This is a genomic window from Aquipluma nitroreducens (assembly GCF_009689585.1).
Lineage (GTDB): Bacteria > Bacteroidota > Bacteroidia > Bacteroidales > Prolixibacteraceae > Aquipluma > Aquipluma nitroreducens.
Window position 1 is genome coordinate 1276328 of sequence record NZ_AP018694.1, and the last position, 26657, is coordinate 1302984.

The window sequence follows — 26657 nt, forward strand, 5'->3', positions numbered from 1 at the left end:
GCAATTTATAAAAAGAAAATAGCAACACCCCCAACAGTAATCACAGCGCCAAGTATTTCTTTCCAGTTCACCTTTTCGTGAAACAAAACAATTGCCGGAGGAATTATGAGTACTGGAACTATTGACATAATGCTCGCAGCAATTCCAGACTGAGTGTGCTGAATGGCAATTAAGGAAAAAGAAACACCCAAAAATGGCCCAAAAAACGAGCCCAGTGCAATTCGATTCATGGCTGGTTTATGCCGAATAGCTTTCCAAACATTACCATACCGTTTGGTAACCAGAATTATAATGGCAAAACCAATCATTCCGGTAATAACCCGAATGTGTGAAGCAGCAAAGGCATCGTAGTCACCCATTCCCTTTTTACTCAAAACCAAACCAACGCCCTGCCCAACGGCACCACCAAATGCAAGTAAAATTCCTTTAAAGCTATAGTTGGTGGTAATCTTTCGTTTTTTAGTCAAATCAGCGTCTTGCTTTTCACGTTTCAGAATAACAATGGATATACCAGCCAGAGTGACAAACATTCCAAACCAGTTCATGGGGCTAAGCACTTCGCCAAGAATCAACCAGCCCGAAAATGCCGCAATCGGAGGAGCCAAAGCCATAATAAGCATCGAAATTCGTGCACCAATAATTACATAGGCCTGAAAGAGGAACAAATCGCCAAATACAAATCCGACTATCCCCGAAAGCGCCAGCCATGCCCAACGTTCGGTGCCGGCATCGAAGGGTAAAATCATTCCTCTCCTGAAATAATTCAGGACACAGTATACAGTAAAAGCAAGTACCAAACGAATTAAGTTAACCGATAACGAGCCAACTTTCTTCCCTGCCGACTCAAACGACAGACTGGTAACCATCCAGAAAACGGCTGTCAACAGTGCGGCGATTTCGCCAAAATAATGTCCCATTCTTTGGAGTAAAATGAACGGCGAAGATAATGAAAGAAGTGTCTAATGTGAACCAGAGTGCCTGGAGTTGGGAGTAAAACTTTAGGCACTCCAAACTCCAGGCACTTCAAACTTATATTGCTATTTCAAAAGTTCCGCAATTTTTTCCCGAAGTTTTTCTTCCCGAAGGTTCCGGCCGATAATTTTACCGGTTTTATCGACCAATAAATTTGAAGGTATTGAGTTTACCGAATACAAAGCGGCGGCTTCGTTTTTCCATCCTTTTAAATCCGAAACATGGGGCCAGGTAAGTTGATCGTCAGCAATAGCTTTTTCCCATTTAGTTTTATCGGCATCCAACGATACGCCGAAAACACCAAATCCTTTAGCCTTGTAACTATTAAAAGTACTAACTACATTGGGGTTTTCGCGCCGGCAAGGGCCACACCACGATGCCCAGAAATCAACCAGAGTATATTCATTCTTCGAATAAATATCGCTCAGTTTTACAGGATTTCCAGTGGCATCGTTCATCGTAAAATCCGGGGCAATTTGTCCAACCGCAACCAATTTAAGCTTGGCAACACGGTCTTTTAATGAAAGAACTGTCGGGACAGAATCAAGTTTGGCATCCAAGCCAGATAAAAAACCGTCCAAAACATCTGCTTCCATGTCGTAATATACGCGTCCCAACAAATAGGGCGAAACATACGATGCCGGATTAGCTTTGATGTAATCCTTTTGCATATCATCAAATTCAGTTGAAGCTTTATCTGCTAAAGTCATTAAACTATCAGCTTTAACCTTTTCCCCATTTTTAGATGCTTCTTTAGAAAGTTTATAGAAATCATTCCCTTGTTTGTCGAGCACATCCAATTTATCCTGAAGAGCCTGAAGTTCATCCTGAACTTTTGAACCAGTCACTTTTGCATTCATCAACGAATCGGCGGAACCGTCAATCGAAATCAAAGCATTGTCAATAAAAAAAGGCAGTTTCTCTTTCTTTGAACTCAAACCCAGATAATAGATTTCTGGATTTTTAACAACTCCTTTAAAAACACCTTCTCCGGAAACTAAATCGACAGAATCAAGTTTTACCCAATCTCCTTTTACGCGTTGGCTCAGGTAAGCTTTCCCTTCGGCCGAAGCAAGTTTTACTTTTACTTCATAGGAAGGTTTTGGAGTACAGGAAATAATTCCTAATAGTAAAGCAATCAGCAAAGCATTTCTCATGATAAACATATTTTTAAATAATTGTAAGTACAACAAGCGTTTGCAAATTAAGAGAATTATACGAATGATTAATAACATTTACCAATAAAAAAACCGGGACATCATCCCGGTTCTTTCATTTCAATCAAAACATTGAAATATTTAGTTTATTTACTTTCGTATCCTTCTAAATGCACACTTCCTACCGAACGGCCTGAAGGATCGGCATTATTCTTGAAACTGGCATCCCATTCCAAGGCAATTGGAGTGCTGCAAGCAATTGAAGGTACCGAAGGCACACAGCTGGCTGCCGAATCGGAAGGAAAATGTTCAGTAAATATTGAACGATAGAAATACTCTTCCTTCGACATTGGGGTATTTATAGGGAAACGGAATTTAGCAGTATTCATCATTTCATCGGTTACTTTCTCGGCAACCATGGCTTTTAGTGAGTCAATCCAGTTGTAACCCACTCCGTCAGAGAATTGCTCTTTCTGGCGCCAAACAACACTCTCGGGCAAATAATCTTCAAAAGCTTTACGGATGACCCATTTTTCCATCCGGCCATTTTTAGCCATTTTTTCTTCCGGATTAATGCGCATGGCCACATCCAAAAATTCTTTATCGAGGAACGGTACACGACCTTCGACTCCCCATGCAGCCAATGATTTGTTGGCACGCAAACAATCGTACAAATGCAATTTGCTCAATTTACGAACTGTTTCTTCGTGGAATGCCTGTGCATTTGGCGCTTTATGAAAGTAGAGGTAACCACCAAAAACTTCGTCAGCACCTTCTCCTGAAAGCACCATTTTTACGCCCATCGACTTAATGACGCGTGAAAGAAGGTACATTGGAGTAGATGCGCGAACAGTTGTCACATCGTAAGTTTCGAGGTGATAAATCACGTCACGAATAGCATCCAAACCTTCCTGAACAGTAAAATGAATCTGGTGATGAATAGTTCCGATATGGTCGGCTACTTTTTGAGCAGCAGCTAAATCGGGAGAACCAACCAATCCAACAGCAAACGAATGTAGCTGGGGCCAGTAAGCGGTTTCCGAACCTTGCGACTCGATGCGGTAAGCCGCATATTTTTTGGCAATAGCTGAAATAACCGAGGAATCAAGTCCTCCGGAAAGCAAAACGCCATAAGGAACATCGGACATTAACTGACGATGAACTGCATTTTCGAGCGCTGTACGCAACTCGTCAATATCAAAACCATTGTCTTTCACAGTATCGTAGGAGGTCCATTCACGCTCATACCAAGTTTTCACTTCGCCATCAGGACTATACAGATATTTACCCGGCAAAAACTCTTCAATGATACTGCAATATCCTTCCAGTGCTTTCAATTCAGATGCTACATAATAATTTCCAGATTTATCCCATCCCTGATACATCGGAATAATGCCAATATGATCACGTGCTACCAGGTAGACGTCCTTTTCCATATCGTATAAACAAAAAGCGAAAATACCATTCAGGTCTTCCAAAAAGTTCGGACCTTTTTCGCGATACAAAGCCAGAATCACTTCACAGTCGGAATGAGTCAAAAACTCATACGAGTCCGCGAGTCGTTCCCTAATTTCAAGGTGATTATATATTTCGCCATTCACGGCCAATACTAATTTACCATCTTTACTGTACAAGGGTTGCTGACCTGATTCCGGGTCAACGATCGACAAACGTTCATGAGAAAGAATTGCCTTGTCACATGAAAAAATACCTGACCAATCCGGACCACGATGACGAATTTTCTTTGACATCTTTAAAACCTGAGGACGCAACTCCTGGGCTGGTACCTTCAAATCAAATACACCTACAAATCCACACATAATATTATCTGTTTAAATATATTCCAATAAAATAAATTGAGTGTTCAAAAATATACATTTTGATTATATATTGAAAGCTTTCGTGACATTTTTCTTATTTATATAACATTTACTGTCAAATAAGTCAAATATCAATCCATTTTAAGCACCCTTCAATTTTCATTTTCAGATAATACTCCCTCCAGAATAGTGCAAACAATCAAAATAAATACAAATTTCGGGTTCACCCCCTTACACAGAATCAACTACAAATGAAAAAACAAGCATATTTTCAAGAAGCACCTCAAATCCTGAAATTACCCTAAAAGACGTATAAAAAAGAAAAAGGTAGCCAAAATTGACTACCTCCTGACATATTTCTATTAAAAAACTACCTATACGTTAAATCTGAAATGCATAATATCGCCATCCTGAACCACATATTCTTTCCCTTCAACGCCCATTTTTCCAGCTTCCTTGCAAGCTTGTTCCGATCCCAAAGTAATAAAATCGTTGTATTTTATTACTTCAGCACGAATAAATCCTTTTTCAAAATCGGTATGAATGACTCCTGCGGCCTGAGGTGCTTTAAATCCACGTTTGTATGTCCATGCTCTTACTTCTTTCACTCCAACTGTGAAATAAGTTTCGAGCTGCAATTGCCGGTATGCACTCTTAATCAACTTATTAACACCCGATTCGTCTAACCCAAGATCTTCCAAAAACATCTGACGTTCGTCATAACTTTCCAATTCAGCGATGTCGGCTTCTGTAGCTGCAGCAATCATCAACATTTCTGCTTTTTCGTTTTTGATGGCCTCTTTAACCGCATCAACATATTTGTTTCCTGAAATTACAGCAGCTTCATCAACATTACACACATAAAGAATTGGTTTGTTGGTAAGTAACTGGAAATCCTTAGCCAATTTTTGGTCAGCTTCATCAATTTCAACAGTTCGGGCCGATTTTCCTTCATTCAGAGCATCACGATACATTAACAATAATTTCAACATTCGCTTAGCCTCCGGATCGTTACCTGTTTTTGCCTGTTTTTCAACTTTAGCAATACGGCTATCAACAGTTTCCAAATCTTTCAACTGCAACTCAATGTCGATTGTCTCCTTGTCCCTCACAGGATCAATTGTATTATCAACATGAGTAATATTTTCGTTTTCGAAACAGCGCAACACATGAATAATGGCATCAGTTTCCCGAATATTGCCCAAAAATTTGTTCCCAAGACCTTCGCCCTTGCTGGCTCCACGAACCAGACCGGCAATGTCAACAATCTCAACCGTTGTAGGCACAATGCGTTCCGGATGAACCAGACCAGCCAAAACATTTAATCGCTCGTCGGGAACAGTAATTACTCCCAGATTGGGTTCAATGGTGCAAAACGGGAAGTTTGCAGATTGCGCCTTCGCGTTCGACAAACAATTAAAAAGAGTCGATTTTCCGACATTTGGTAGTCCTACTATCCCACACTGTAAAGCCATGCGTTCTTATTTTTTTTTAATTTTCGGTGCAAAGATAATCGATTCATCAAACTATGAAGCAATTAAAGTTCATACTTAATATTTAGAGCACATTTACCAAGATTAATGTGCGGTTTATTACTTTTGCAATAAAGCTAAATTATCATGATACTAAATTCAATTTCTGTAGATTGTGTAATTTTTGGGTTCGACAAATCCGGATTAAAAGTTTTACTCAATCAGATTGACAGAGAAGCCCTGCAAAATGCGTTACCTAAACAGGCAAGCTCCGATCAGATCAAACAAATTTATGAAAAGCACCCTGTTTTAACCCAAGATAACTATTGGAGTCTATTTGGCGAGCACGTACCCGAGCAACAGGACCTGGATGAGTTTGCCAAAGATCTGTTGTTTCAGGCCACTGGGCTAAACGATGTTTATCTTCAACAGATTAATGCCTTTGGGTCGCTAGACAGGGTTCCATATACCCGTGTAATTACCATCGGGTATTACGCCTTAATTAACCCCGATTACTACAGCTTACGACAATCAAATCTGGCAAAGTCGTTGCAGTGGTTCAACCTGAATGAATTACCTACACTTTGTTTCGACCACGAAATAATTATTCAACAGGCACTTAATAAATTGAGACAAGAAGTGATGTACCATCCGGTAGGATTCCATCTTTTATCCGAAAAATTTACGCTCACCGAAATACAATCGCTCTACGAAGTTATCCTGAATAAAAAGATGGATACCCGAAATTTCAGGAAGAAATTGGCCAAAATGGAATTATTAATTGACTCTGGAGAGAAACAGCAGAATGTTGCTCATCGCGCGGCCAAATTATACCAATTCGACATTCAGGTTTACGAAAAGCTGAAAATGGAAGGATTAAACTTCAGGATTGAATAATGGAAAAAGAAAAAGTCATTAGAAAAATCGCTATCCCTTCCTCAATGACAAATGACCGTTCAAATTAAACCATTTCTCCGTATTCATGTCTGAATAGCAACCATCGATTCAATTATGACCAATGACCAGCAAATACTGGACTGCCTGAAAGACTCTTCTTCCAAGGAACTTGCTTTCAGGCATCTGATTTCCAAATATAAGGAAAGGTTGTACTGGCACATTCGGAAAATAGTACTGAATCATGACGACACTGACGACGTCTTGCAAAATACATTCATTAAAATCTGGAATGGGCTCGACTCGTTCAGAGCCGAATCGAGTTTGTTTACCTGGCTCTATCGAATTGCAACCAACGAATCGATTACTTTTCTGAATCAGCGGAAACGAAAAATGATGTCGAGCCTGACCGATGAAAACGAGTATCTGGTAAACAACCTCGAAAGCGACACCTATTTTGATGGCGATCAGTGGCAGATGTTGCTGCAAAAAGCAATTGCCATTTTACCGGATAAACAAAGAATTGTATTCAACATGAAATATTTTGATGAAATTAAATACGAAGAAATGTCGGAAATCTTGGAGACATCGGTTGGCGCCTTGAAAGCCTCGTACCACCATGCTGTTAAGAAAGTGGAAGAGTACGTTAAATCGCATGAAACGAGATTCGAGCCTTAATAAAATATAAATTTTAATGTGCATTCGATAAAATAAAAAGCTGAAACATTAAACCATTTGAATTTAAAGTTGTCAAAGCCATATATTTGAAAATCATGTACAAAGAAGAAGAAAATAGTAAGCCAGAATTCATGAAAAGGCCAGGAACAAATCCATTCCGAACCCCAGATGGTTATTTCGATTCCATTGAAGATCGGATTATCAGGGAAATCCAGCTTACGGAGAAGAAGAAACCGAATTCATCCGTAATTTTCCGAATTCTAAAACCTGCTTTTGGAATAGCCGCAAGCCTTACTTTGGTATATTTTTTAGCGACTTACCCGTTTACAAATAAGGTTAATACAAAAGTATCATCAGCTTATTCAGCTCCAATAAAAGCCGATTCGTCGCTTAACTTTTTATTAATCGATGAAAGCACTTTAGTAAACGCCATTTTCTCAGATGAAAAAAGCCCGGTAGCCGATATTAATCCCGATGAAATGCTTGCATATCTTTCGTCAGGGTTAAATGAAGTTGAAATTTATTCTGAAATACAAAATTAATATATCATGAAGAAGCTGTTATTACTTAGCATTTTATCGATTTTCTCAATTACAATTCTGATTGCTCAGGAAAAAACCGGTCCAACAACCGAGATGTTTGAAAAGATTAAAGCTGAAAAAATATCCTTTTTCACTGAAAAACTAAGTCTGACACCGTCAGAAGCACAAGCATTCTGGCCTGTTTACAACGAATTTGAAAAGAAAAGATTCGACATACAGAGGCAAATTCATGAATTCGAACACATACCCGAAGATAAGGTAAACAGCCTATCCGATTCTGAAATCGACCAAATAACAAACAATTATGTCAGCTCGTTCGAAAAAGAAGCAATGCTTCTGAAGGAATACAATAAACAATTTCTGAAAGTATTACCAAAGAAAAAAGTCCTGATGATGTACCGAACCGAAAATCAATTCAGAGGACATCTGATCAGGGAATATAAGCGGGGTCAAAAAAAGGATTAAATAAAAAAGGCTGGGATTCCAGCCTTTTTTGTTTAAAGTCGATAACTACCATTTTCAAGAAACTCTATGGTTTTGTTAATTCCAACATACATCAACGTATCTTCGTCAACAAATGAAACGTGCTTCCGGTAATCGGCCCAAAAATGTTCCAGGTAATCTGAAGTTCGGGCTGACCTCCTGAATTCCATTGCCTGTGCAGCATTGTAAAGTTCTATGGCCAGAATACTGTAAACATTTGTAGCTACTTTCAATGCTTTCGTTGCAGCATTACCACCCATACTTACATGATCTTCCTGCTCGTTCGACGATGGAATCGAATCAACCGAAGCGGGTGTACTAAGCTGTTTGTTTAGACTGACAATTGAAGCTGCAGCATATTGTGGGATCATGAATCCGGAGTTTAATCCGGGATTAGCAACCAAAAACTCCGGAAGTTGCCGATCTCCCGAAATTAAACGGTACGTGCGACGTTCGGAGATACTTCCGATTTCAGAAAGAGCAATGGCCAAAAAATCGAGCGACAAAGCCAAAGGTTCGCCGTGGAAATTTCCTCCGGAAATGATCAGGTCGTCATCTGGGAAAACTGTTGGATTATCGGTCACCGAATTGATTTCAATCTCAACAACTCCGGCAACATATGCAACCGCATCTTTAACTGCACCGTGAACCTGAGGAATACACCGAAACGAATACGGATCCTGAACATGCGCTTTTTCCCGGTGAATCAACTCACTTCCTTCCAATAACTTCCTGAAGTTCTCAGCAGTTTTTATCTGTCCTGAATGTGGCCTAATTTCCTGAACCTGCGCCATAAAAGGTTCAATCAACCCATCGAAACTATCGAGCGACAAAGCGCCAATAATATCAGCATAATCCAACAAACGGAATGCTTTCAGCAATGTAAACACGGCATGGGCACTCATAAATTGGGTTCCGTTCAATAAGGCCAATCCTTCTTTGGCTTGCAGTTGAATAGGCTCCCACCCCATTTCAACCAGTACTTCCGAGGCCGGTTTAAGAATTCCCTGATGATAAACTTCGCCCATCCCAATTAATGGCAAGAAAAGTTTGGCCAACGGAGCCAAATCGCCACTTGCGCCTAAAGAACCCTGTTCGCACACAACTGGCAAAATATTGTAGTTATACAAATCCAGAATTCGCTGAACGGTGGCCAACTGAACAGCTGAATTTCCTCGCGACAAAGCATGAGCCTTAAGCAAAAGCATGAGCCGAACCACATCCGAAGGAATTTCAGGCCCGAGGTTGCAGGCATGCGAAATAACCAGATTTTTCTGTAATTTACTCAAGTCTTCTTTGGACACTTCAATATTGCACAGTGCCCCAAAACCTGTGTTGATTCCATACAAAGGGCCTTCTGTTTCACTAATCTTGCGGTCGAGATAGGCTTTACTTTTCTGAATCAACGCAATAGATTCATCAGAGATTGCCAGCATTTTGTTGCGTTCCAGAATCTCTTCTATGATTGGGTAAGTTAACCTTTCGGGTGATATGTAATGAATTTCTCTTTCCATGAGATCTTTATTTTTGAATGAAAATGAAGTATTTTGAATATTCAAATTAAGCGACTGCTTGATGAAAAGAGAAATTCAGGGACAACGAATGTCGCCCCCTATAATTTTTGATAACCGATATTCTTTTTGAAGAAGAACCATCTCCTGAATTTTTCAGGAAGTAAGTTAAATGAATTTTATGCGGATAGGATTTTTATCAGTTCCTGAGCTGTAACCAACTGTTGTTCGCCCGAGAGCATGTTCTTCAGATTGATTTTACCTTGCGCCATCTCGTTTTCGCCGACAATGGCCACAAATGGAATTTTCTTGTTGTTTGCCCAGGTCATTTGCTTGCCCATTTTGCTTTTATCAGGAAAGATTTCGGCATTGATTCCTGCCTTACGAACGGCAGCCAAAACGGGCAAACAGAAGGCTTCTTCGGCAGCACCAAAATTCACGAACATCAATTTAGTCGAATCGGCGGTTGCTGCCGGAAACAATTCCAACTGGGTCAGCACATCGTAAATACGGTCGGCACCAAACGATATGCCAACACCCGAAACGTTGGGCATCCCGAAGATTCCGGTTAAATCGTCGTAGCGACCGCCACCACAAATGCTGCCCATGGCCACATCTTTGGCTTTTACCTCGAAAATGGCGCCTGTATAGTAATTCAATCCGCGGGCTAAAGTCAAATCTAATTCAACTTCGGTGGTCAATTCCAACGTATCCAGATAAGCAAATAAGGTACGTACTTCGGCAATTCCCTTTGCACCAATTCCGGATTGACCGATAGCCAATTCCAACTGATTTAATTTTTCGGAAACCGAACCCGACAAATGCAGAATCGGTTGAAGCTTATCAACTGCATCTTGAGGAATACCTTTTTCAAGTAATTCTTCATTCACTTTTTCAAGACCAATTTTGTCGAGTTTATCAATGGCAACGGTAATGTCAACAATCCGGTCTTTCTCTCCGATAGTTTCAGCTATTCCGGCCAATATTTTCCGGTTATTAATTTTAACGACGGTATTAATTTTCAGTTTAGAGAAAACCTGATCGACTATCTGCACCAGTTCCATTTCGTTGAGCAACGAATCGCTGCCCACAATATCCACATCGCACTGGTAAAACTCGCGATAACGGCCCTTCTGCGGACGATCGGCTCGCCAAACTGGTTGGATCTGGTAGCGTTTAAACGGGAATGAAATATCGTTGCGATACTGCACCACAAAACGGGCGAAAGGCACTGTCAGGTCGTAGCGCAAACCTTTTTCAGAGATTTTGTTGGTCAGGCGGATGCTGTTTCGTTCCAACAATTCCTGATCAGATGGAGCAGCAGCGAAATCGCCTGAGTTCAGAATTTTAAACAGCAATTTATCGCCTTCTTCGCCGTATTTCCCCATCAAAGTCGACAGATTCTCCATGGCCGGAGTTTCAATGGGTTGAAACCCGTACAGTCGGAAAATACTCTTGATGGTATCGAAAATATAGTTCCGGTTGGTCATTTCAGCCGGAGAAAAATCGCGGGTTCCCTTTGGGATTGAAGGTTTTTGTGCCATGTCTATTTATTTCTGAAGGCGCAAAATTAAGGAATTTCGACACAAACCCACAACGGAATTCTTTTTTATCGGTTATAATATTGATTGGTTAAATTTTTAAGGTATTCCTCACAGCCCGAATCACCTTCTTTTGGTGCCCAACTTGCAAAATTCTTATCATTCATGGGTAAATACGGACCATCTTTCACTTCATAAACGACAGATCCAGATTCGAGGGCGAATAAAGAATGCCACGCTCCAACCGGGATTTCAACTGCATAGTTTCCCTTGTCCCGATCGAGTAAGACAAAATCAGTCGGAGTTCCTGAATTATCAAAGAATACTACGACCAAACTTCCGCGCAGTACGATAAAAACTTCGCGCTTATCCGGATTTTCATGTTTATGTGGCTGAATGTAGGTTCCCGGCTCAAAAGCATTTAGCATCCGATTTATCGGATCGGCCAAATCGTCGTGAAAGTTGTGATTCAGCCGCTTTCGCATTGAGTTTACTGCCTTTTGGCTCAACTCGTTGAGTAATTGCGGAGAAACTATTTTTAGCATGGCTTATGTACTTTTATTGCAATTTCGCCTTTCTATTCGTTCTTTTTTGAAAGCGAAACCTTCTTTTTATCCTCAGGCAAATAGTTTTCACTGGTAACAACCTTCTTTCCTGATTTGATTTCAAGTTGTTTTCTGGCATCTCCGGCAATCTCTCCTCCTGCTTTTGCTGCCCGTTTATTTTGCTCAAATCCCTGAGTGTCGGTGTTCACAGCTATTTCTTTAGTTGAAGCTTCGCCTAACATGGAGAAAATCAGTTCCAGATCGGTCATGTGATCCCGTAAGTTTTGACTTTTCAAGCCTTTTACCTCTTTGTACTCCGAAGGTGTCAATCCAAAAGTTGCCTTCGAAATTTCAGCCGTTAGAATAGCATATTCTATTTTCTCTTTAACTCCCCGATTTTTCCATTCCTCGGTCAATTCTTCCCGAATGGCAATGCTGCGCATTCGTTTTTCAATCCAATCGTCCGAATATCCTTTTAGTTTATACAATTCTCTTGTTCGCTGGGTAGCCAATTCCGGATTTTCAATCTCATCCAAACGGTCGGAACCAACCTGAGCCAGCCATTGCTTAAATGGCTCTGCCTTTGGAGAAGGAATGGATTGTATGATCCGCAATAGGCCTCTTGAATCGGCAGCCTGCACTTTTCTCCTTTTGCCGTCAGCGGCTTGCATTTCAACTGGGGTACAAATTGTACCCCAGTTGCTTTTAAGCGACTCATCACGGCTCAAAATTCTTTTTATATACTGCTTTACATCTGCGCTCTCTGTTAGAACTTCTACTACATCCTGAACAGAGAAATACCATTTCTGGTCGGTTTCATTCCAAACCGACCGTATTTGCTTGCTTTCAAAAAGTTTAATGTTGGTCATAATTTTGATTTTTCTAACCCAAAATGCTTTGCAATGCCAGATGTAGTTTGATATGCGAGGATCACATATCCGCTGTATAGAGGTGCAGGATGCAGATTACAAATCTGTACCCGCAGGTTTTTGGCTGTCTGCATATTAGCTGCGAGGCTTAATCCATTTTTAAATAGAGTTCCAGTATATGCCAAACAATAAAAAATATCATCCCCAAAAAGAAAAACCAATATTGCCTCTTTCTATATTTATTTGCAATACTTCCTCCCTTATCCATTTCCTTCATAAGAACATCCACTCCGATCTTTATTTTTTGAATATCAGTTCCAGAAATTGGATTATTTCCATTAATAACTTCAATGTAGTTATTATTTACCCGAAGTAAAGAAAGCATAATTTCAACAAATTTAAAACCATAAATGATACTTATGGACCAAGAAAATACAGATAATCCGATTGGTATCAAGCTTAATGACAATTTTCTATTAAGTGTTATATGAATTGAAAATCCTATTGCAGAAACACATAACGCGATTATATAATAAATATATTTTTCTTGACTATTCCTGTAATGTCTCTGTATTTCTATTTGCTCTTCCATCTTAAGGGGTTAAACTTTTCTACCTCGCAGCTAACGATTTTATACACGTCAATTTCAGGCGTCATGAATTTACTCTTACTAAAATATCAAACCAACTTACTCATCTTTCCAAATTTAACCCATTCCCCGAACTATTCAAATCCACTTTACAAAAAGTTACAAACAATTTCATCACGATAAATCCCTGAAAATGAAAAGTCCGAAATGATCATTACTCACTTCGGACTTCGGTCTTCCGGCTTTCTAGTCTTTTACCAGTTTTTTATATTTCACCCGATGTGGATTCGCATCACCCATTCGTTTCTTCCGATTCTCTTCATAATCGGTAAATCCACCTTCGAAGAATACCACTTTCGAATCGCCTTCGAATGCCAGAATATGAGTAGCGATGCGGTCGAGGAACCAGCGGTCGTGCGAAATAACTACGGCGCAACCTGCAAAATTATCCAAGCCTTCTTCCAATGCACGCAGTGTATTGATATCAATATCATTGGTAGGCTCGTCGAGCAACAATACATTTCCTTCTTCTTTCAACGCCAAAGCAAGGTGCAGCCTATTCTTCTCTCCACCTGAAAGATATCCACATTTCTTTTCCTGATCGGCACCACCAAAATTAAACCTTGAAACATAAGCACGGGCATTCAATTGTTTCCCGCCAACCGAAATCAAGTCGCTGCCACCAGTTATTACCTGGTAAACTGTTTTCTCTGGATCGATTGCTTTATGAGTCTGATCAACGTATGCCAATTTTACGGTTTCGCCCACATCGAAAGTACCTTTATCAGCGTGTTCCAGTCCCATAATCAGTTTAAACAGCGTTGTTTTACCAGCGCCATTTGGCCCAATAACTCCCACAATTCCGTTTGGTGGAAGCACAAAATTCAGGTCTTCGAACAACAAACGATCACCATAACCTTTGGCAACAGATTCAGCTGAAATTACCTTTTCGCCCAAACGTGGTCCGTTGGGAATAAAGATTTCGAGTTTCTCTTCCTTCTGTTTTACATCTTCATTAACCATCCGATCGTAAGCTCCCATACGTGCCTTAGATTTCGCCTGACGAGCCTTGGGAGCCATGCGAATCCATTCCAACTCACGTTCCAACGATTTTCGGCGTTTCGAAGCCACTTTTTCTTCCTGCTCCATACGCTTCGATTTTTGATCGAGCCATGAGGTATAATTTCCCTTCCATGGAATGCCTTCGCCACGATCCAATTCTAAAATCCAACCAGCCACATTATCAAGGAAATACCTGTCGTGAGTGATACAAATCACGGTTCCTTTGTATTGTTGCAGATGCATTTCGAGCCACTGAATCGATTCAGCATCTAAATGGTTGGTAGGCTCATCAAGCAATAATACATCAGGCTCTTTTAAAAGCAAGCGGCATAAAGCAACCCGGCGACGTTCACCTCCGGAAAGTTCACCAACGAGCTGATCATCAGGAGGACACTGCAGTGCATCCATAGCGCGTTCAAGTTTTGCATCGAGGTTCCATGCATCAAAATGGTCAATTTTATCCTGAAGCACAGCCTGTTCTTCATACAGTTTATCCATGACATCCTGATTTTCATAAACATCAGGATCACCAAATTTCAGGTTAATGTCTTCATAAGCTTGTAAAACATCTACTATTTCCTGGACTCCTTCCTGTACAATTTCTTTTACCGTTTTCGAATCGTCAAGCTGTGGATCCTGCTCTAAATATCCGACAGTATATCCGGGTGAAAAAACAACTTCTCCCTGATACGAACCTTCAAGTCCAGCAATAATTTTTAGTAAGGTTGATTTCCCGGAGCCATTCAATCCAATAATCCCAATTTTTGCGCCGAGAAAAAAAGACAAGGAGATATCCTTCAAAACTTGCTTTTGAGGAGGATAAGTCTTGCTTACCCTGTACATCGAAAAAATTATCTTATTATCATCACTCATATATGTTCGATTTTAAGGTTTATAAATCAAAGATTGAATTTCAACTACCCAACGTAGCGTTTGAGTTACCAAAAATACTGCTTTTTAATTATCAAATTAAGTATATTTAAAGTTTGAAAGTAATCTCTGTAAAAAAAGACCGTGAAGCTATTAATTGTTGACGATAATCCGATTAATCAGAAATTTCTATACTACTCCTTAAAAAAGTATTATGAAATAGAAACGGCTGACAATGGACTTGAAGCAGTTGAAATGCTTGAGAAGAATAGTTATGATGTTGTTTTAATGGATTTGTCGATGCCGGTTATGGACGGTGCTGAAGCCACACTGCGAATCCGAAAATCCATAAATGCTAAGAATAAACATGTTCCTATCATTTTTGTAACAACTAACGATTTTGAACACGATAGGACGCGCTGCATGAAAAATGGAGGAAGCGATTACTTGATTAAACCAGTTGATATTAATGAATTATTAAATTCGATTAACATTCAACTCAACCTGCGACAAGAAATATTCTAAATAATTCAGAATAACACCATCTACAACTTAACATATTGTAATTCGTGAAAGAAAAAAAGGCTGATTATTCATCAGCCTTTTTTAATATCTAAGAATCTCTCTATTCTTCAGTTTTTTCTTCAGGAGCTTCTGTTACTTCAGGAGCCACAACTGGAGCTACAGGAGCAGTAGCTTTTGGAGCGTCTGCTTTTTTCTTACCACCACGACGAGATTTCACTGGTTTTGCTCTACTTTCCTTAGCAGCCAGCATGTTTTCGTTGAAGTCGACCAACTCGATAATACACATTTCTGCATTGTCACCAAGTCTATTTCCTGTTTTAAGAATTCTGGTATAACCGCCTGGACGATCAGCTACTTTTTCAGCAACATCTCTGAATAACATTGCAACAGCTGTTTTGCTTTTCAAATATTCAAACACAACCCTGCGTGAATGAGTCGAATCGTCTTTAGCTTTGGTAATAAGTGGCTCAACATATATTCTTAAGGCCTTAGCTTTGGCTAGGGTCGTTGCAATACGTTTATGAAAAATCAAAGAGTTGGCCATATTGGACAACATTGCTTTCCGATGAGCGCTTGTTCTACCTAAATGGTTGAATTTTTTACTATGTCTCATTTTTACTTATTCCTTATCAAGTTTATATTTACTGATATCCATCCCGAACGTCAAATTCAAGCTCACCAATAAGTCATCCAATTCTGTGAGTGATTTTTTACCAAAATTACGGAATTTAAGCAAATCGTTCCGGTTATAAGTAACCAGCTCTCCTAGGGTTTCAACATCCGCAGCCTTCAGGCAATTCAATGCACGTACAGAAAGATCCATGTCAACCAGTTTTGTTTTCAAAAGTTGGCGCATGTGCAATACTTCTTCATCAAACTCTTCGTTGGCAAATTTCTCGTCCGAATCAATGGTGATTTTTTCGTCAGAGAACAGCATGAAATGATAAATCAGAATTTTTGCAGCTTCTTTCAATGCATCTTTAGGATGAATTGAACCATCGGTTGTGATTTCAAAAACTAACTTTTCATAGTCAGTTTTTTGCTCAACACGATAATTTTCGACAGCATATTTCACATTTTTGATCGGTGTGAAAATTGAATCGATCGGAATTACTCCAAACTCAGCATCGATCGGCTTATTTTCAGCGCTAGGGACATATCCGCGACCTTTGTTGATGGTGATATCCATCTGCAATTTAACTTCAGGTTCCATCCGGCAGATAATTAACTCTGGATTTAAAACACGGAAGCCGGTCATAAATTTATTAATATCTCCGGCAGTGAATGTGTCCTGTCCGGTAATTGAGATAGAAACCTTCTCATTATCAAAATCTTCAACTTCACGTTTAAAACGAATCTGCTTCAGATTAAGGATAATTTCAGTTACATCTTCCATTACACCTTTAATAGTCGCAAATTCATGGTCAACTTTGTCGATTTTGACAGTTGTAATTGCATAACCTTCCAAAGAGGATAACAGAATTCTTCGTAAGGCATTACCAATTGTAATACCATAACCTGGTTCCAATGGACGGAATTCGAATTTACCGTACTTCTCATCGGTTTCAACCATTATAACTTTGTCGGGTTTTTGGAACGCTAATATTGCCATAATAATACTGAGTAATTGATTATTTAGAATACAACTCTACGATAAGTTGTTCTTTAATGTTTTCAGGAATTTCTGCTCTTTCAGGACGGGTTAAAAACTTACCTGCCAATTGAGAGTTATCCCATTCCAACCATGCAAATTTACTAGAACGACGTGAGTTCAATGAAGTTGTAATAACTTCAAGTGATTTCGATTTTTCACGAACACTAATAACGTCACCCGGACGAACTGTATATGATGGAATATTTAATACTTCACCATTAACATTAATGTGCTTGTGAGAAACCAATTGACGTGCAGCAGAACGTGTAGGAGCAATTCCTAAACGGAATACAACATTATCCAAACGAGCTTCCAGTAGTTGCAACAGTACTTCACCTGTTACACCTTTTGATGCAGAAGCTTTTTTAAATAAGTTAGAGAATTGACGTTCCAATACACCATACATGTATTTGGCTTTTTGTTTTTCCTTTAATTGGGTTCCGTACTCAGATTTTTTACGTCTTCGGCTAGCTAAACCGTGAAATCCCGGTGGAAAATTTTTCTTTTCAAGTGCTTTGTCCGGTCCGAAAATTGGTTCACCAAATTTTCGGGCGATTCTGGATTTTGGTCCTGTATATCTTGCCATTACTGTTTTAATTTATTCGATTAAACACGTCTCCTTTTTGCAGGACGACATCCATTGTGTGGTAGTGGGGTAACGTCAACAATTTCACTGACCTGAATGCCAACGCTGCTAATTGCACGAATTGCAGATTCACGACCATTACCTGGACCTTTTACGTATACTTTTACTTTTCTCAGACCAAGATCATAAGCTATCTTGGAACATTCTTCAGAAGCTACCTGAGCAGCATAGGGAGTATTCTTTTTAGAACCTCTGAACCCTTTTTTACCAGCAGACGACCACGAAATAACTTCACCATTACCATTGGTCAACGACACAATGATATTATTGAATGAAGAGTGAATGTGTGCCTGTCCGATTGCTTCAACGATAACAACTCGTTTTTTAGTAGAACCAGTCTTTTTTGCCATAATTCAAATATCAATTATTTAGTGGCTTTTTTCTTATTAGCAACAGTTTTTCTCTTTCCTTTACGTGTACGAGCATTATTTTTTGTGCTCTGTCCACGAACAGGTAAGCCTACACGGTGACGGATCCCACGGTAGCAACCGATATCCATCAATCGTTTAATATTCATCTGAGTTTCAGAACGTAATTCGCCTTCAACCTTGATGCTTCCACTGATAGCTGCACGAATAGCAGCCAGATGATCATCAGTCCAATCCTGAACCTTGATGTCTTTATCTACACCGGCTTTTTCGAGGAGAGTTACTGAAAGATTGCGACCGATACCATAGATATAGGTTAATGCAATTTCGCCTCTTTTATTGTTAGGGATGTCAACACCACTTATACGAGCCATAAAATAAAATTTTTACAAAGTTAATTAATTATCCCTGACGTTGTTTGTACTTCGGATTCTTTTTGTTAATCACGTACAAACGGCCTTTTCTGCGAACAATTTTACAGTCGGCGCTACGTTTTTTAATGGATGCTCTTACTTTCATTATTTTGTGCTTTAGTTTTTATATCTAAAAGAAATTCTTCCTTTTGTCAGGTCATATGGCGACATTTCAACTTTCACTTTATCGCCCGGTAAAATTTTGATGTAATGCATCCGCATTTTTCCGGAGATATGTGCAGTAATAGTATGCCCATTTTCCAATTCAACCCTGAACATTGCATTCGATAATGATTCAATGATTGTTCCGTCTTGTTCTATTGAAGACTGTTTTGCCATAAATATAATCTAATTATCTAGTAATTTGATGTTTACATTTCATATACTATTCGAATCTAAACACCGGTACGGAAGATTATTTAATTTTCCGCTAATAAATCCGGCAAAACTACTAGAATTACCGGACTTACTCGCTATTTATGAATAAAATTTAACAAGTTTAGAACTTTCACTAATCTAAGACAAAAAATGTCTAAATAGTAATTAGTATGCACCACCGCCTGAACGTCCCTTGATCCGGCCTGACTTCATCAAACCATCATAATGACGCATCAAAAGGTGACTCTCAATTTGCTGTAAAGTATCTAAAACAACACCCACAAGAATCAACAACGAAGTTCCACCGAAGAAATACGCGAACTGTTGATTAATTCCAGCCATCATCGCAAAAGCTGGCAGAATTGTAATTACTCCAAGAAATACTGATCCTGGAAGGGTAATTCTGGACATGATGGTATCAAGAAATTCGACAGTTTTCTTTCCTGGTTTTACACCTGGAATAAACCCGCCATTCTTCTTCATATCTTCAGCCATTTGCAATGGATTAACGGTAATTGCCGTATAAAAATATGTAAATAGAATAACTAACAGAAACTGAGTAAAGTTATACCAAAATCCAAGGTGATTGGTAAAAGCGGCTGCAAAGCCACTCATACTATCGGATTTGGCAAAACCCGCTAAACTAATAGGAATAAACATAATCGCCTGAGCGAAAATGATAGGCATTACACCTGCTGCATTCACTTTTAGAGGAATATACTGACGAACACCACCATACTGCTTGTTGCCAACAATTCGTTTTGCATATTGTACTGGTATTTTACGTGTTCCCTGAACCAGTAAAATTGCGCCAATAAATACAAAAACAAGAACAACAAACTCAAGCAAGAACATTACCATACCGCCACCTTGTTGTTCGATGCGCGAAATAAATTCGGCAACAACAGAGTGAGGTAATCTGGCAATAATTCCGATCATGATAATCAGTGATATACCATTACCAATACCTTTATCTGTAATTTTTTCACCGAGCCACATTACGAACATCGAACCAGAAGTTAAAATAATGGTTGACGATACTGTAAATAAAGCTCCGGTAAGAGCAAAGGCCGATTCAGGTAATTGGGCATGAAGGTTTACTAAGTATGCAGGTGCCTGGAAGAGCAGGATGACAACAGTTAAATAGCGAGTTAGCTGATTAACTTTGCGACGTCCTGATTCGCCTTCTTTTTGCAACCGTTGGAAGTAAGGTACCGCAATACCCAACAACTGGATTACAATAGAAGCCGAAATATACGGCATAATCCCTAAAGCAAAAATTGATGCTTTAGAGAATGCTCCTCCCGAGAACATATCCAACAATCCGAGCAACCCCTCAGATGTTTGATTTTTAAGATTGATCAGCTGAGCTGGATCAACCCCAGGTAAAGAAACATACGAACCTAAACGATAAATAACAATTAAGAACAGAGTAATCCCCAACCGGGATCGCAAGTCTTCAATCTTATAAATATTCTTTAGGGTTTCAATAAACTTTTTCATCAGGTTTAAAGTATTTCGATGGTTCCTTGTAGATTCTCAATGGTCTCTTTTGCCCTTTTTGAAAAAGCATGGGCTTTTACTTCCAATTTAAGGTTCAATACTCCATCTCCCAAGATCTTCACTTTATCCCTTTTGGAAGCCATTCCAGCTTCAACTAAAACATTTACATCAACACAGGTAATTTTTAAAGATTCAGCCAATTCCTGAATTACATCAAGATTGATTGCTTTAAATTCCTTCCGGTTAATATTTTTAAAGCCAAATTTAGGTACAACACGTTGTAAAGGCATCTGACCTCCTTCAAAACCACGACGACTTTTGTAGCCGGATCTTGATTTAGCTCCTTTGTGACCTCTTGTAGAAGTTCCACCGTGACCAGAACCCTGGCCTCGGCCAATTCGCTTTACGCTGTGGGTTGAACCTTCAGCAGGTTTAAGATTACTTAAATCCATAATTTATTGATCTTAATAAGTTTAAACTTCTTCAACAATTACGAGATGGTGCAATTTTGCAACCATTCCCATAATTTGTGGAGTTACTTCGTGTATTACTGGTCGGTTAAGCTTTTTAATTCCAAGAGCAACAAGTGTAGCTTTTTGTCTCCAATCAGAACCGATCTGACTTTTTACTTGAGTAATTTTTATCTTTGCCATAACTCCTTATCCATTAAATACTTTATCCAAAGTTACACCACGATGTTCAGCAACAGTATGCGCATCACGCAATTCGAGAAGAGCAGCCATGGTTGCTTTTACCAAATTATGAGGGTTCGATGATCCTTTTGATTTTGCAAGGATGTTGTGAACGCCAACACTTTCCAATACAGAGCGCATAGCACCTCCGGCTTTTACCCCGGTTCCTGATGTTGCTGGTTTTAAAAATACACGAGCTCCACCAAATTTAGCTTCCTGTTCGTGAGGTATTGTTCCTTTGTGAATTGGAACCTTAATCAGATTCTTTTTTGCTGCGTCAACACCTTTTGAAATTGCAGTAGTTACTTCGCTGGCTTTACCCAGACCCCAACCTACTACACCATCTTCGTTGCCAACAACAACAATAGCCGAGAAGCTGAATGTTCTACCTCCCTTGGTTACTTTTGTAACGCGGTTAATAGCTACCAACCGATCCTTCAGTTCCAGATCACTGGTTTTTACTTTTCTGATATCTCCTGTCATAACTATTAAAATTTAAGGCCACCTTCACGGGCAGCGTCAGCTAATTGTTTAACTCTTCCGTGATACAAATAACCATTACGATCAAATACAACTGCAGAAATTCCGGCAGCTAATGCTTTTTCAGCAACTGCTTTACCAATAATCGCAGCCATTTCGGTTTTGGTACCCTCGGTACCTACGAAATCTTTATTAAGCGAGGAAACTGCCAACAAAGTTTTTCCTGATAAATCGTCAATCAACTGAGCATAAATTTGCTTGTTGCTTCTGAATACATTCAAACGAGGTCTTTCAGCAGTTCCGGAAACAATTTTCCGGATTCTCTTCTTAATCCTATATCTTCTTTCTTGCTTCGTTAAAGCCATGGTTTTTAAATTTTACTATTTAGCACCAGCTGATTTACCGGCCTTGCGCCTAAGAATTTCACCAACAAATTTAACACCTTTTCCTTTGTAAGGTTCAGGTTTCCGGAAGGATCTGATTTTGGCTGCAATGTGACCAATCAGTTGTTTATCACAGCTTTTCAAGGTTACAATTGGGTTACTACGTTTATCACTCTTAGCTTCTACCTGAACTTCAGCAGGAAGTTGCAGATAAGTATGATGTGAATAACCTAAAACCAAATCGAGAATCTGACCGTCGTTTTCAGCACGATAACCAACACCAACCAATTCAAGTTTTACTTCGTAGCCTTTTGATACACCTACAACCATGTTGTTGACCAGTGAACGATAAAGGCCATGAATGGCACGATGTTTTTTCTCATCGGAAGGACGATTTACCGTTAATGTATTACCTTCCAATTCGAAAGTAATATCCGGATCAACCTGTTGTGTTAGTTCGCCCAGCGGACCTTTTACTGTAACCAAATTTGTATCGCTTACCGTAAATTTTACACCAGCTGGTATTTCAATGGGTAGTTTACCTATCCTTGACATTCTTATTCCTCCTAGATTAATAAACGTAACATAAGACTTCACCACCAACGCCTAATTCCCGAGCTTCTTTGTCGGTGATTACGCCTTTAGAGGTCGAAATTACTGCAATTCCCAAACCGTTAAGTACGCGTGGAATGCTATCGATATGGCAATATTTCCGTAAACCAGGTTTACTGATTCTTTTAATTGCCTTAATAGCCGGAATCTTCGTCTCTGGGTTATATTTCAATGCAATTTTAATGTTGCCCTGAAAGTTCACTTCATCCTCGAACTTATAGTTGAGGATATATCCTTTATCTTTCAAAATTTTGGTAATTTCTTTCTTGATATTGGATGCAGGGATATCAACCACACGATGTTTTGCCTTTTGAGCATTTCTGATTCGTGTCAGATAATCTGCTATTGGATCTGTAATTTTGCTCATTACTTCTTAATTAGATATTACCAACTTGCTTTTTTAACACCCGGAATTAAACCATAAGAAGCCATTTCTCTGAAATTGATTCTACTGATTCCGAACTGACGCATATATCCTTTCGGACGACCGGTTAGTTTGCATCTGTTATGCATACGAATACGGGAAGAGTTCTTAGGTAACTTTTGAAGACCGACTGAATCACCTTCAGCTTTAAGCTTGGCTCTTTTTTCGGCATATTTTTCAACAAGTGCTGCCCTTTTTACTTCCCGGGCTTTCATTGATTCCTTAGCCATATCTTAAATCTTTTTAGCATTTTTAAACGGTAAACCTAACTCTTTCAACAAGGCATAGCCTTCTTCGTCTGACACAGCCGTAGTTACGAAAGTAATATTCATTCCGTTGATACGGGTAACTTTGTCCATTACAATTTCAGGGAAGATAATTTGCTCAGGGATACCTAAAGTATAATTACCACGGCCATCCATTTTGCCTTCAATTCCTTTGAAATCGCGGATGCGGGGAAGAGATACACTGATTAAACGATCAAGGAACTCATACATGCGCTCTCTGCGTAGGGTAACACGAACCCCGATTGGCATTTTTTTCCTTAATTTGAAGTTAGAAATGTCCTTCTTAGATTTGGTTTGGACTGCCTTCTGACCGGTGATGTTTGTAATCTCGTCGGTAGCGACTTCGATTAACTTTTTATCAGCGATAGCAGCTCCAACGCCCTGATTGATGACAATCTTATCTAACTTAGGTGCCTGCATTACGTTTTTGTAGGAAAAATCCTTCACTAACGCAGGTACAACTTCGTCTAAGTATTTTTTCTTAAGTGTTGGTACGTAAGCCATTACTTAATCTCCTCTCCTGATTTTTTTGAATAACGAACTAATTTGCCTTTATCATCCAGCTTCCTTCCAATACGAGTTGGTTTCCCAGTTTTTGGGTCTTTATTCATAAGGTTAGAAATGTGAATAGGTGCTTCCTTCTCCACAATACCACCCTGCGGATGTGCCGCATTGGGTTTTGTGTGTTTTTTAACCATATTAACACCTTCCACAATAGCTTTCTCGGTTGCTCTGATTACTTCGAGCACTTTGCCTTCCCGTCCTTTGTAATTGCCAGCAATTACAATAACAGAGTCGCCTTTTTTTATGTGTAATTTTGTCTGCATTTCTCTGATTTTATGCATTAAAGTACTTCAGGAGCAAGTGAAATGATCTTCATATTTTGATCACGAAGTTCTCTTGCTACGGGTCCGAATATACGAGTTCCGCGCATTTCACCAGCATTATTCAGCAAAACTACAGCGTTATCATCGAAACGGATGTATGATCCATCTTGACGACGAACTTCTTTGGTCGTACGAACAATTATTGCTTTCGACACGGCACCTTTTTTCATGTCACTTCCCGCTATAGCACTTTTTACTGTTACTACAATGGTATCGCCCAGTGTGGCATAGCGCTTGCGGGTTCCGCCTAATACGCGGATTACGAGCACTTCTTTGGCCCCACTATTATCGGCAACGGTACATCTTGATTCCTGTTGTATCATGATTACTTAGCTCTTTCTATGATTTCCACTAATCTCCAACATTTCTGTTTACTGATAGGTCGTGTTTCCATGATCTTTACAGTATCGCCGATGTTGCAGCTGTTCTTTTCATCGTGGGCGTAAAACTTCGAAGTTTTGTTGACGAATTTTCCATAAATAGGATGTTTTTCTTTGCGGTGTTCAGCCACAACGATCGTACATTCCATTTTGTTACTCACAACAACTCCAATACGCTCCTTCCTTAGATTTCTTTCTTCCATTACTAACTCTGTTTTGCGTTAATTTCCCTTTGACGTAGAATGGTTTTTAGACGTGCAATATTTCTTCTCACTTCTACGATCACTTTTGGGTTTTCGAGTTGAGAAATTGCATGGTTCATTTTCATCCGTGTTAAGGAGTCCTGATCGGTCTGAATTCTTTCAAGAATTTCAGCTTTCGATAATTCTCTAATTTCTGATGTCTTCATTATTCAGCGATTTCAGATTCAACATAATCACGTCTAACCATGAACTTAGTAGTTACCGGTAGCTTTTGAGCAGCTAAACGAAGTGCTTCCTTTGCAACCTCATAAGGAACTCCATCTGCTTCAATCAATATTCTACCTGGTGTAATCGGAGCAACGAATGCTTCCGGAGCACCTTTTCCTTTACCCATACGTACCTCTGCAGGTTTTTTAGTAATAGGTTTATCGGGGAATACACGGATCCAAATTTGACCCTGACGTTGCATGTGACGCGTAACGGCAACACGGGCAGCCTCAATCTGGCGTCCGGTAAGCCACGTCTCTTCCAACGATTTAATTCCAAAAGATCCAAATGCTAACTGGTTGCCGCGTTGAGCCAGTCCCTTCATTTTTCCCTTTTGTACTCTTCTGAATTTTGTCTTTTTCGGTTGTAACATCCTTCTTTACTTCTGAAAGGTTTACAAATTATTTTCTTTTTTTCTTAAATCCGCCACCTTTTGGTGCACCTTCGTTTGGACGTCTTCCTTCAGGCTTTTGTCCAACGTTTGGTGAAAGGTCACGCTTTCCATAAATCTCACCTTTACAGATCCATACTTTAACACCGAGTAAACCGGTTTTAGTAAGGGCTTCTGCCAGTGCATAATCTATATCAGCTCTCAGAGTGTGCAATGGAGTACGACCATCTTTGTACATTTCTGAACGTGCCATTTCAGCGCCGTTTAAGCGGCCTGAAACCTGAACTTTGATACCCTGTGCTCCCATTCTCATGGTTGAAGCGATAGCCATTTTTGTCGCACGACGGTAAGCAATCTTACCTTCAATCTGACGTGCAATGTTAACAGCTACAATTTTGGCATCTAATTCCGGACGTTTAATTTCAAAAATGTTGATCTGAACTTCCTTGTTAGTGATCTTCTTCAGTTCTTCTTTCAGTTTATCAACTTCCTGACCACCCTTGCCAATAATAATACCGGGCCTTGAGGTGTGAACAGTGATAGTAATAAGCTTCAGTGTGCGTTCAATAATAATCTTAGAAATACTTGCTTTAGCCAAACGGGCATTCAAATATTCCCTGATTTTAAAATCTTCCACGAGCTTATCGCCATAGTTGTTTCCACCGAACCAATTGGAATCCCATCCTTTGATGATTCCTAAACGATTAGCGATTGGATTAACTTTTTGTCCCATGTATTATTATTTATTCTGTTACTTTTTCTTCGATTAAACTACCAAGACTAACGGTCACATGATTTGATCTTTTCTTGATCCTGTGTGCACGTCCCTGCGGAGCAGGCATTAATCTTTTCAATATTCTTCCTGAATCAACAGAAATAGTTTTCACTACCAAATTACTTTCTTCCAATCTGCTTCCTTCGTTTTTAGCTTGCCAGTTAGCGATAGCTGACATAACTAATTTTTCAAGTCGGCGTGAAGATTCTTTTGAGGAAAACTTTAGTACATCAAGAGCTCTGTTCACTTCCATTCCGCGAACCATATCGGCAACAAGCCTCATTTTGCGCGGTGAAGTAGGACAATTCTTCAAAACAGCGAAATACTGCTGTTTCTTAGCTTCCTTTAGTTCGTTTGCACTATTTCTTTTTCTAGCACCCATCG

The 26657-nt window shown here is 39.5% G+C and carries 38 protein-coding genes; 5 read left to right on the plus strand and 33 right to left on the minus strand.

Features of this window, described 5'->3' with window-relative positions; all coding sequences use genetic code 11:
- Positions 1–5 precede the first annotated feature (5 nt).
- From AQPE_RS05335 to ychF, 4 genes are all read right to left on the minus strand, one after another.
- Complete coding sequence (locus AQPE_RS05335) at positions 6–917, minus strand: DMT family transporter (RefSeq protein ID WP_318350018.1); 912 nt, start codon at positions 915–917, stop codon at positions 6–8.
- 120 nt (positions 918–1037) lie between these two features.
- Positions 1038–2129 (minus strand): TlpA disulfide reductase family protein, encoded by a 1092-nt coding sequence (locus tag AQPE_RS05340; protein ID WP_318350019.1) that lies wholly within the window; start codon positions 2127–2129, stop codon positions 1038–1040.
- 146 nt (positions 2130–2275) lie between these two features.
- Positions 2276–3949 (minus strand): asparagine synthase B, encoded by a 1674-nt coding sequence (gene asnB, locus AQPE_RS05345; protein ID WP_318350020.1) that lies wholly within the window; start codon positions 3947–3949, stop codon positions 2276–2278.
- Between the two features lie 374 nt (positions 3950–4323).
- Positions 4324–5424, minus strand: a complete 1101-nt coding sequence (gene ychF / locus AQPE_RS05350) for a redox-regulated ATPase YchF (protein ID WP_318350021.1) — start codon at positions 5422–5424, stop codon at positions 4324–4326.
- A 144-nt stretch (positions 5425–5568) separates the two neighbouring features.
- Between ychF and AQPE_RS05355 the strand changes: the two genes are divergently transcribed.
- The 4 genes from AQPE_RS05355 to AQPE_RS05370 all read left to right on the plus strand — a co-directional run bounded on the left by AQPE_RS05355 (position 5569) and on the right by AQPE_RS05370 (position 8000).
- Entirely contained in the window at positions 5569–6318 is a 750-nt protein-coding gene (locus tag AQPE_RS05355) for an NUDIX hydrolase (RefSeq protein ID WP_318350022.1), read from the plus strand.
- A gap of 114 nt (positions 6319–6432) precedes the next feature.
- Positions 6433–6993, plus strand: coding sequence for an RNA polymerase sigma factor (locus AQPE_RS05360; RefSeq protein ID WP_318350023.1), 561 nt, complete (start codon positions 6433–6435; stop codon positions 6991–6993).
- Between the two features lie 95 nt (positions 6994–7088).
- Positions 7089–7535 (plus strand): hypothetical protein, encoded by a 447-nt coding sequence (locus tag AQPE_RS05365; RefSeq protein WP_318350024.1) that lies wholly within the window; start codon positions 7089–7091, stop codon positions 7533–7535.
- A gap of 6 nt (positions 7536–7541) precedes the next feature.
- The gene (locus AQPE_RS05370; protein WP_318350025.1) at positions 7542–8000 is read left to right on the plus strand and encodes a hypothetical protein; all 459 of its coding nucleotides are present in this window, start codon (positions 7542–7544) and stop codon (positions 7998–8000) included.
- Positions 8001–8032: 32 nt separating this feature from the next.
- Here the strand turns inward: AQPE_RS05370 and hutH are convergent, their stop codons facing one another.
- The 6 genes from hutH to ettA all read right to left on the minus strand — a co-directional run bounded on the left by hutH (position 8033) and on the right by ettA (position 15008).
- Positions 8033–9532 carry a histidine ammonia-lyase gene (gene hutH, locus AQPE_RS05375; RefSeq protein ID WP_318350026.1) on the minus strand — a complete coding sequence of 500 codons (1500 nt, stop codon included), beginning with the start codon at positions 9530–9532 and terminating at the stop codon, positions 8033–8035.
- Positions 9533–9708: 176 nt separating this feature from the next.
- Positions 9709–11073, minus strand: a complete 1365-nt coding sequence (gene hisS / locus AQPE_RS05380; protein WP_318350027.1) for a histidine--tRNA ligase — start codon at positions 11071–11073, stop codon at positions 9709–9711.
- A gap of 65 nt (positions 11074–11138) precedes the next feature.
- Entirely contained in the window at positions 11139–11615 is a 477-nt protein-coding gene (locus AQPE_RS05385; protein ID WP_318350028.1) for a WbuC family cupin fold metalloprotein, read from the minus strand.
- 32 nt (positions 11616–11647) lie between these two features.
- Positions 11648–12484 (minus strand): BRO-N domain-containing protein, encoded by an 837-nt coding sequence (locus AQPE_RS05390; protein ID WP_318350029.1) that lies wholly within the window; start codon positions 12482–12484, stop codon positions 11648–11650.
- 148 nt (positions 12485–12632) lie between these two features.
- The gene (locus AQPE_RS05395) at positions 12633–13076 is read right to left on the minus strand and encodes a hypothetical protein (protein ID WP_318350030.1); all 444 of its coding nucleotides are present in this window, start codon (positions 13074–13076) and stop codon (positions 12633–12635) included.
- Between the two features lie 243 nt (positions 13077–13319).
- Complete coding sequence (ettA, locus tag AQPE_RS05400) at positions 13320–15008, minus strand: energy-dependent translational throttle protein EttA (RefSeq protein WP_318350031.1); 1689 nt, start codon at positions 15006–15008, stop codon at positions 13320–13322.
- 141 nt (positions 15009–15149) lie between these two features.
- Here ettA and AQPE_RS05405 point away from each other — a divergent pair, with 141 nt between their 5' ends.
- The gene (locus tag AQPE_RS05405) at positions 15150–15530 is read left to right on the plus strand and encodes a response regulator (RefSeq protein ID WP_318350032.1); all 381 of its coding nucleotides are present in this window, start codon (positions 15150–15152) and stop codon (positions 15528–15530) included.
- 100 nt (positions 15531–15630) lie between these two features.
- Here the strand turns inward: AQPE_RS05405 and rplQ are convergent, their stop codons facing one another.
- The 23 genes from rplQ to rplV all read right to left on the minus strand — a co-directional run bounded on the left by rplQ (position 15631) and on the right by rplV (position 26655).
- On the minus strand, positions 15631–16143 hold the full coding sequence (gene rplQ, locus AQPE_RS05410) for a 50S ribosomal protein L17 (protein ID WP_404800999.1): 513 nt from the start codon (positions 16141–16143) through the stop codon (positions 15631–15633).
- Positions 16144–16149: 6 nt separating this feature from the next.
- Complete coding sequence (locus AQPE_RS05415; RefSeq protein WP_318350033.1) at positions 16150–17142, minus strand: DNA-directed RNA polymerase subunit alpha; 993 nt, start codon at positions 17140–17142, stop codon at positions 16150–16152.
- Positions 17143–17161: 19 nt separating this feature from the next.
- Entirely contained in the window at positions 17162–17770 is a 609-nt protein-coding gene (gene rpsD, locus AQPE_RS05420; RefSeq protein ID WP_318350034.1) for a 30S ribosomal protein S4, read from the minus strand.
- A 20-nt stretch (positions 17771–17790) separates the two neighbouring features.
- Positions 17791–18180, minus strand: coding sequence for a 30S ribosomal protein S11 (gene rpsK / locus AQPE_RS05425; protein WP_318350035.1), 390 nt, complete (start codon positions 18178–18180; stop codon positions 17791–17793).
- Between the two features lie 14 nt (positions 18181–18194).
- Positions 18195–18572 (minus strand): 30S ribosomal protein S13, encoded by a 378-nt coding sequence (rpsM, locus tag AQPE_RS05430; protein WP_318350036.1) that lies wholly within the window; start codon positions 18570–18572, stop codon positions 18195–18197.
- A gap of 28 nt (positions 18573–18600) precedes the next feature.
- The gene (ykgO, locus tag AQPE_RS05435) at positions 18601–18717 is read right to left on the minus strand and encodes a type B 50S ribosomal protein L36 (protein WP_111445873.1); all 117 of its coding nucleotides are present in this window, start codon (positions 18715–18717) and stop codon (positions 18601–18603) included.
- 11 nt (positions 18718–18728) lie between these two features.
- Positions 18729–18950, minus strand: a complete 222-nt coding sequence (gene infA / locus AQPE_RS05440; protein WP_318350037.1) for a translation initiation factor IF-1 — start codon at positions 18948–18950, stop codon at positions 18729–18731.
- Between the two features lie 204 nt (positions 18951–19154).
- Positions 19155–20492 (minus strand): preprotein translocase subunit SecY, encoded by a 1338-nt coding sequence (secY, locus tag AQPE_RS05445; RefSeq protein ID WP_318350038.1) that lies wholly within the window; start codon positions 20490–20492, stop codon positions 19155–19157.
- Between the two features lie 5 nt (positions 20493–20497).
- On the minus strand, positions 20498–20944 hold the full coding sequence (gene rplO / locus AQPE_RS05450) for a 50S ribosomal protein L15 (RefSeq protein ID WP_318350039.1): 447 nt from the start codon (positions 20942–20944) through the stop codon (positions 20498–20500).
- 21 nt (positions 20945–20965) lie between these two features.
- Positions 20966–21145, minus strand: coding sequence for a 50S ribosomal protein L30 (gene rpmD / locus AQPE_RS05455; protein ID WP_318350040.1), 180 nt, complete (start codon positions 21143–21145; stop codon positions 20966–20968).
- Positions 21146–21151: 6 nt separating this feature from the next.
- A complete protein-coding gene (gene rpsE / locus AQPE_RS05460; RefSeq protein WP_404801001.1) occupies positions 21152–21667 on the minus strand; it encodes a 30S ribosomal protein S5 in 516 nt (171 codons plus the stop codon).
- Positions 21668–21672: 5 nt separating this feature from the next.
- Complete coding sequence (gene rplR / locus AQPE_RS05465) at positions 21673–22029, minus strand: 50S ribosomal protein L18 (protein WP_318350041.1); 357 nt, start codon at positions 22027–22029, stop codon at positions 21673–21675.
- A 15-nt stretch (positions 22030–22044) separates the two neighbouring features.
- Complete coding sequence (rplF, locus tag AQPE_RS05470) at positions 22045–22602, minus strand: 50S ribosomal protein L6 (RefSeq protein ID WP_318350042.1); 558 nt, start codon at positions 22600–22602, stop codon at positions 22045–22047.
- A gap of 16 nt (positions 22603–22618) precedes the next feature.
- A complete protein-coding gene (gene rpsH / locus AQPE_RS05475) occupies positions 22619–23017 on the minus strand; it encodes a 30S ribosomal protein S8 (protein ID WP_449658198.1) in 399 nt (132 codons plus the stop codon).
- A gap of 26 nt (positions 23018–23043) precedes the next feature.
- The gene (gene rpsN / locus AQPE_RS05480; RefSeq protein ID WP_318350044.1) at positions 23044–23313 is read right to left on the minus strand and encodes a 30S ribosomal protein S14; all 270 of its coding nucleotides are present in this window, start codon (positions 23311–23313) and stop codon (positions 23044–23046) included.
- Between the two features lie 3 nt (positions 23314–23316).
- A complete protein-coding gene (gene rplE, locus AQPE_RS05485; protein WP_318350045.1) occupies positions 23317–23874 on the minus strand; it encodes a 50S ribosomal protein L5 in 558 nt (185 codons plus the stop codon).
- The gene (gene rplX / locus AQPE_RS05490) at positions 23874–24197 is read right to left on the minus strand and encodes a 50S ribosomal protein L24 (protein WP_318350046.1); all 324 of its coding nucleotides are present in this window, start codon (positions 24195–24197) and stop codon (positions 23874–23876) included. Before rplX ends, rplE begins: the two co-directional genes overlap by 1 nt.
- A 17-nt stretch (positions 24198–24214) precedes the next feature.
- Complete coding sequence (rplN, locus tag AQPE_RS05495) at positions 24215–24580, minus strand: 50S ribosomal protein L14 (RefSeq protein WP_318350047.1); 366 nt, start codon at positions 24578–24580, stop codon at positions 24215–24217.
- 2 nt (positions 24581–24582) lie between these two features.
- Positions 24583–24840 (minus strand): 30S ribosomal protein S17, encoded by a 258-nt coding sequence (gene rpsQ / locus AQPE_RS05500; protein WP_318350048.1) that lies wholly within the window; start codon positions 24838–24840, stop codon positions 24583–24585.
- A gap of 2 nt (positions 24841–24842) precedes the next feature.
- The gene (gene rpmC, locus AQPE_RS05505; RefSeq protein WP_318350049.1) at positions 24843–25046 is read right to left on the minus strand and encodes a 50S ribosomal protein L29; all 204 of its coding nucleotides are present in this window, start codon (positions 25044–25046) and stop codon (positions 24843–24845) included.
- Positions 25046–25480: a 50S ribosomal protein L16 gene (rplP, locus tag AQPE_RS05510; RefSeq protein ID WP_318350050.1), complete on the minus strand. Its 435-nt coding sequence runs from the start codon at positions 25478–25480 to the stop codon at positions 25046–25048. Before rplP ends, rpmC begins: the two co-directional genes overlap by 1 nt.
- A gap of 28 nt (positions 25481–25508) precedes the next feature.
- Positions 25509–26231 (minus strand): 30S ribosomal protein S3, encoded by a 723-nt coding sequence (rpsC, locus tag AQPE_RS05515; RefSeq protein WP_318350051.1) that lies wholly within the window; start codon positions 26229–26231, stop codon positions 25509–25511.
- A 10-nt stretch (positions 26232–26241) separates the two neighbouring features.
- Complete coding sequence (rplV, locus tag AQPE_RS05520; protein WP_318350052.1) at positions 26242–26655, minus strand: 50S ribosomal protein L22; 414 nt, start codon at positions 26653–26655, stop codon at positions 26242–26244.
- Between the last annotated feature and the right edge of the window lie 2 nt (positions 26656–26657).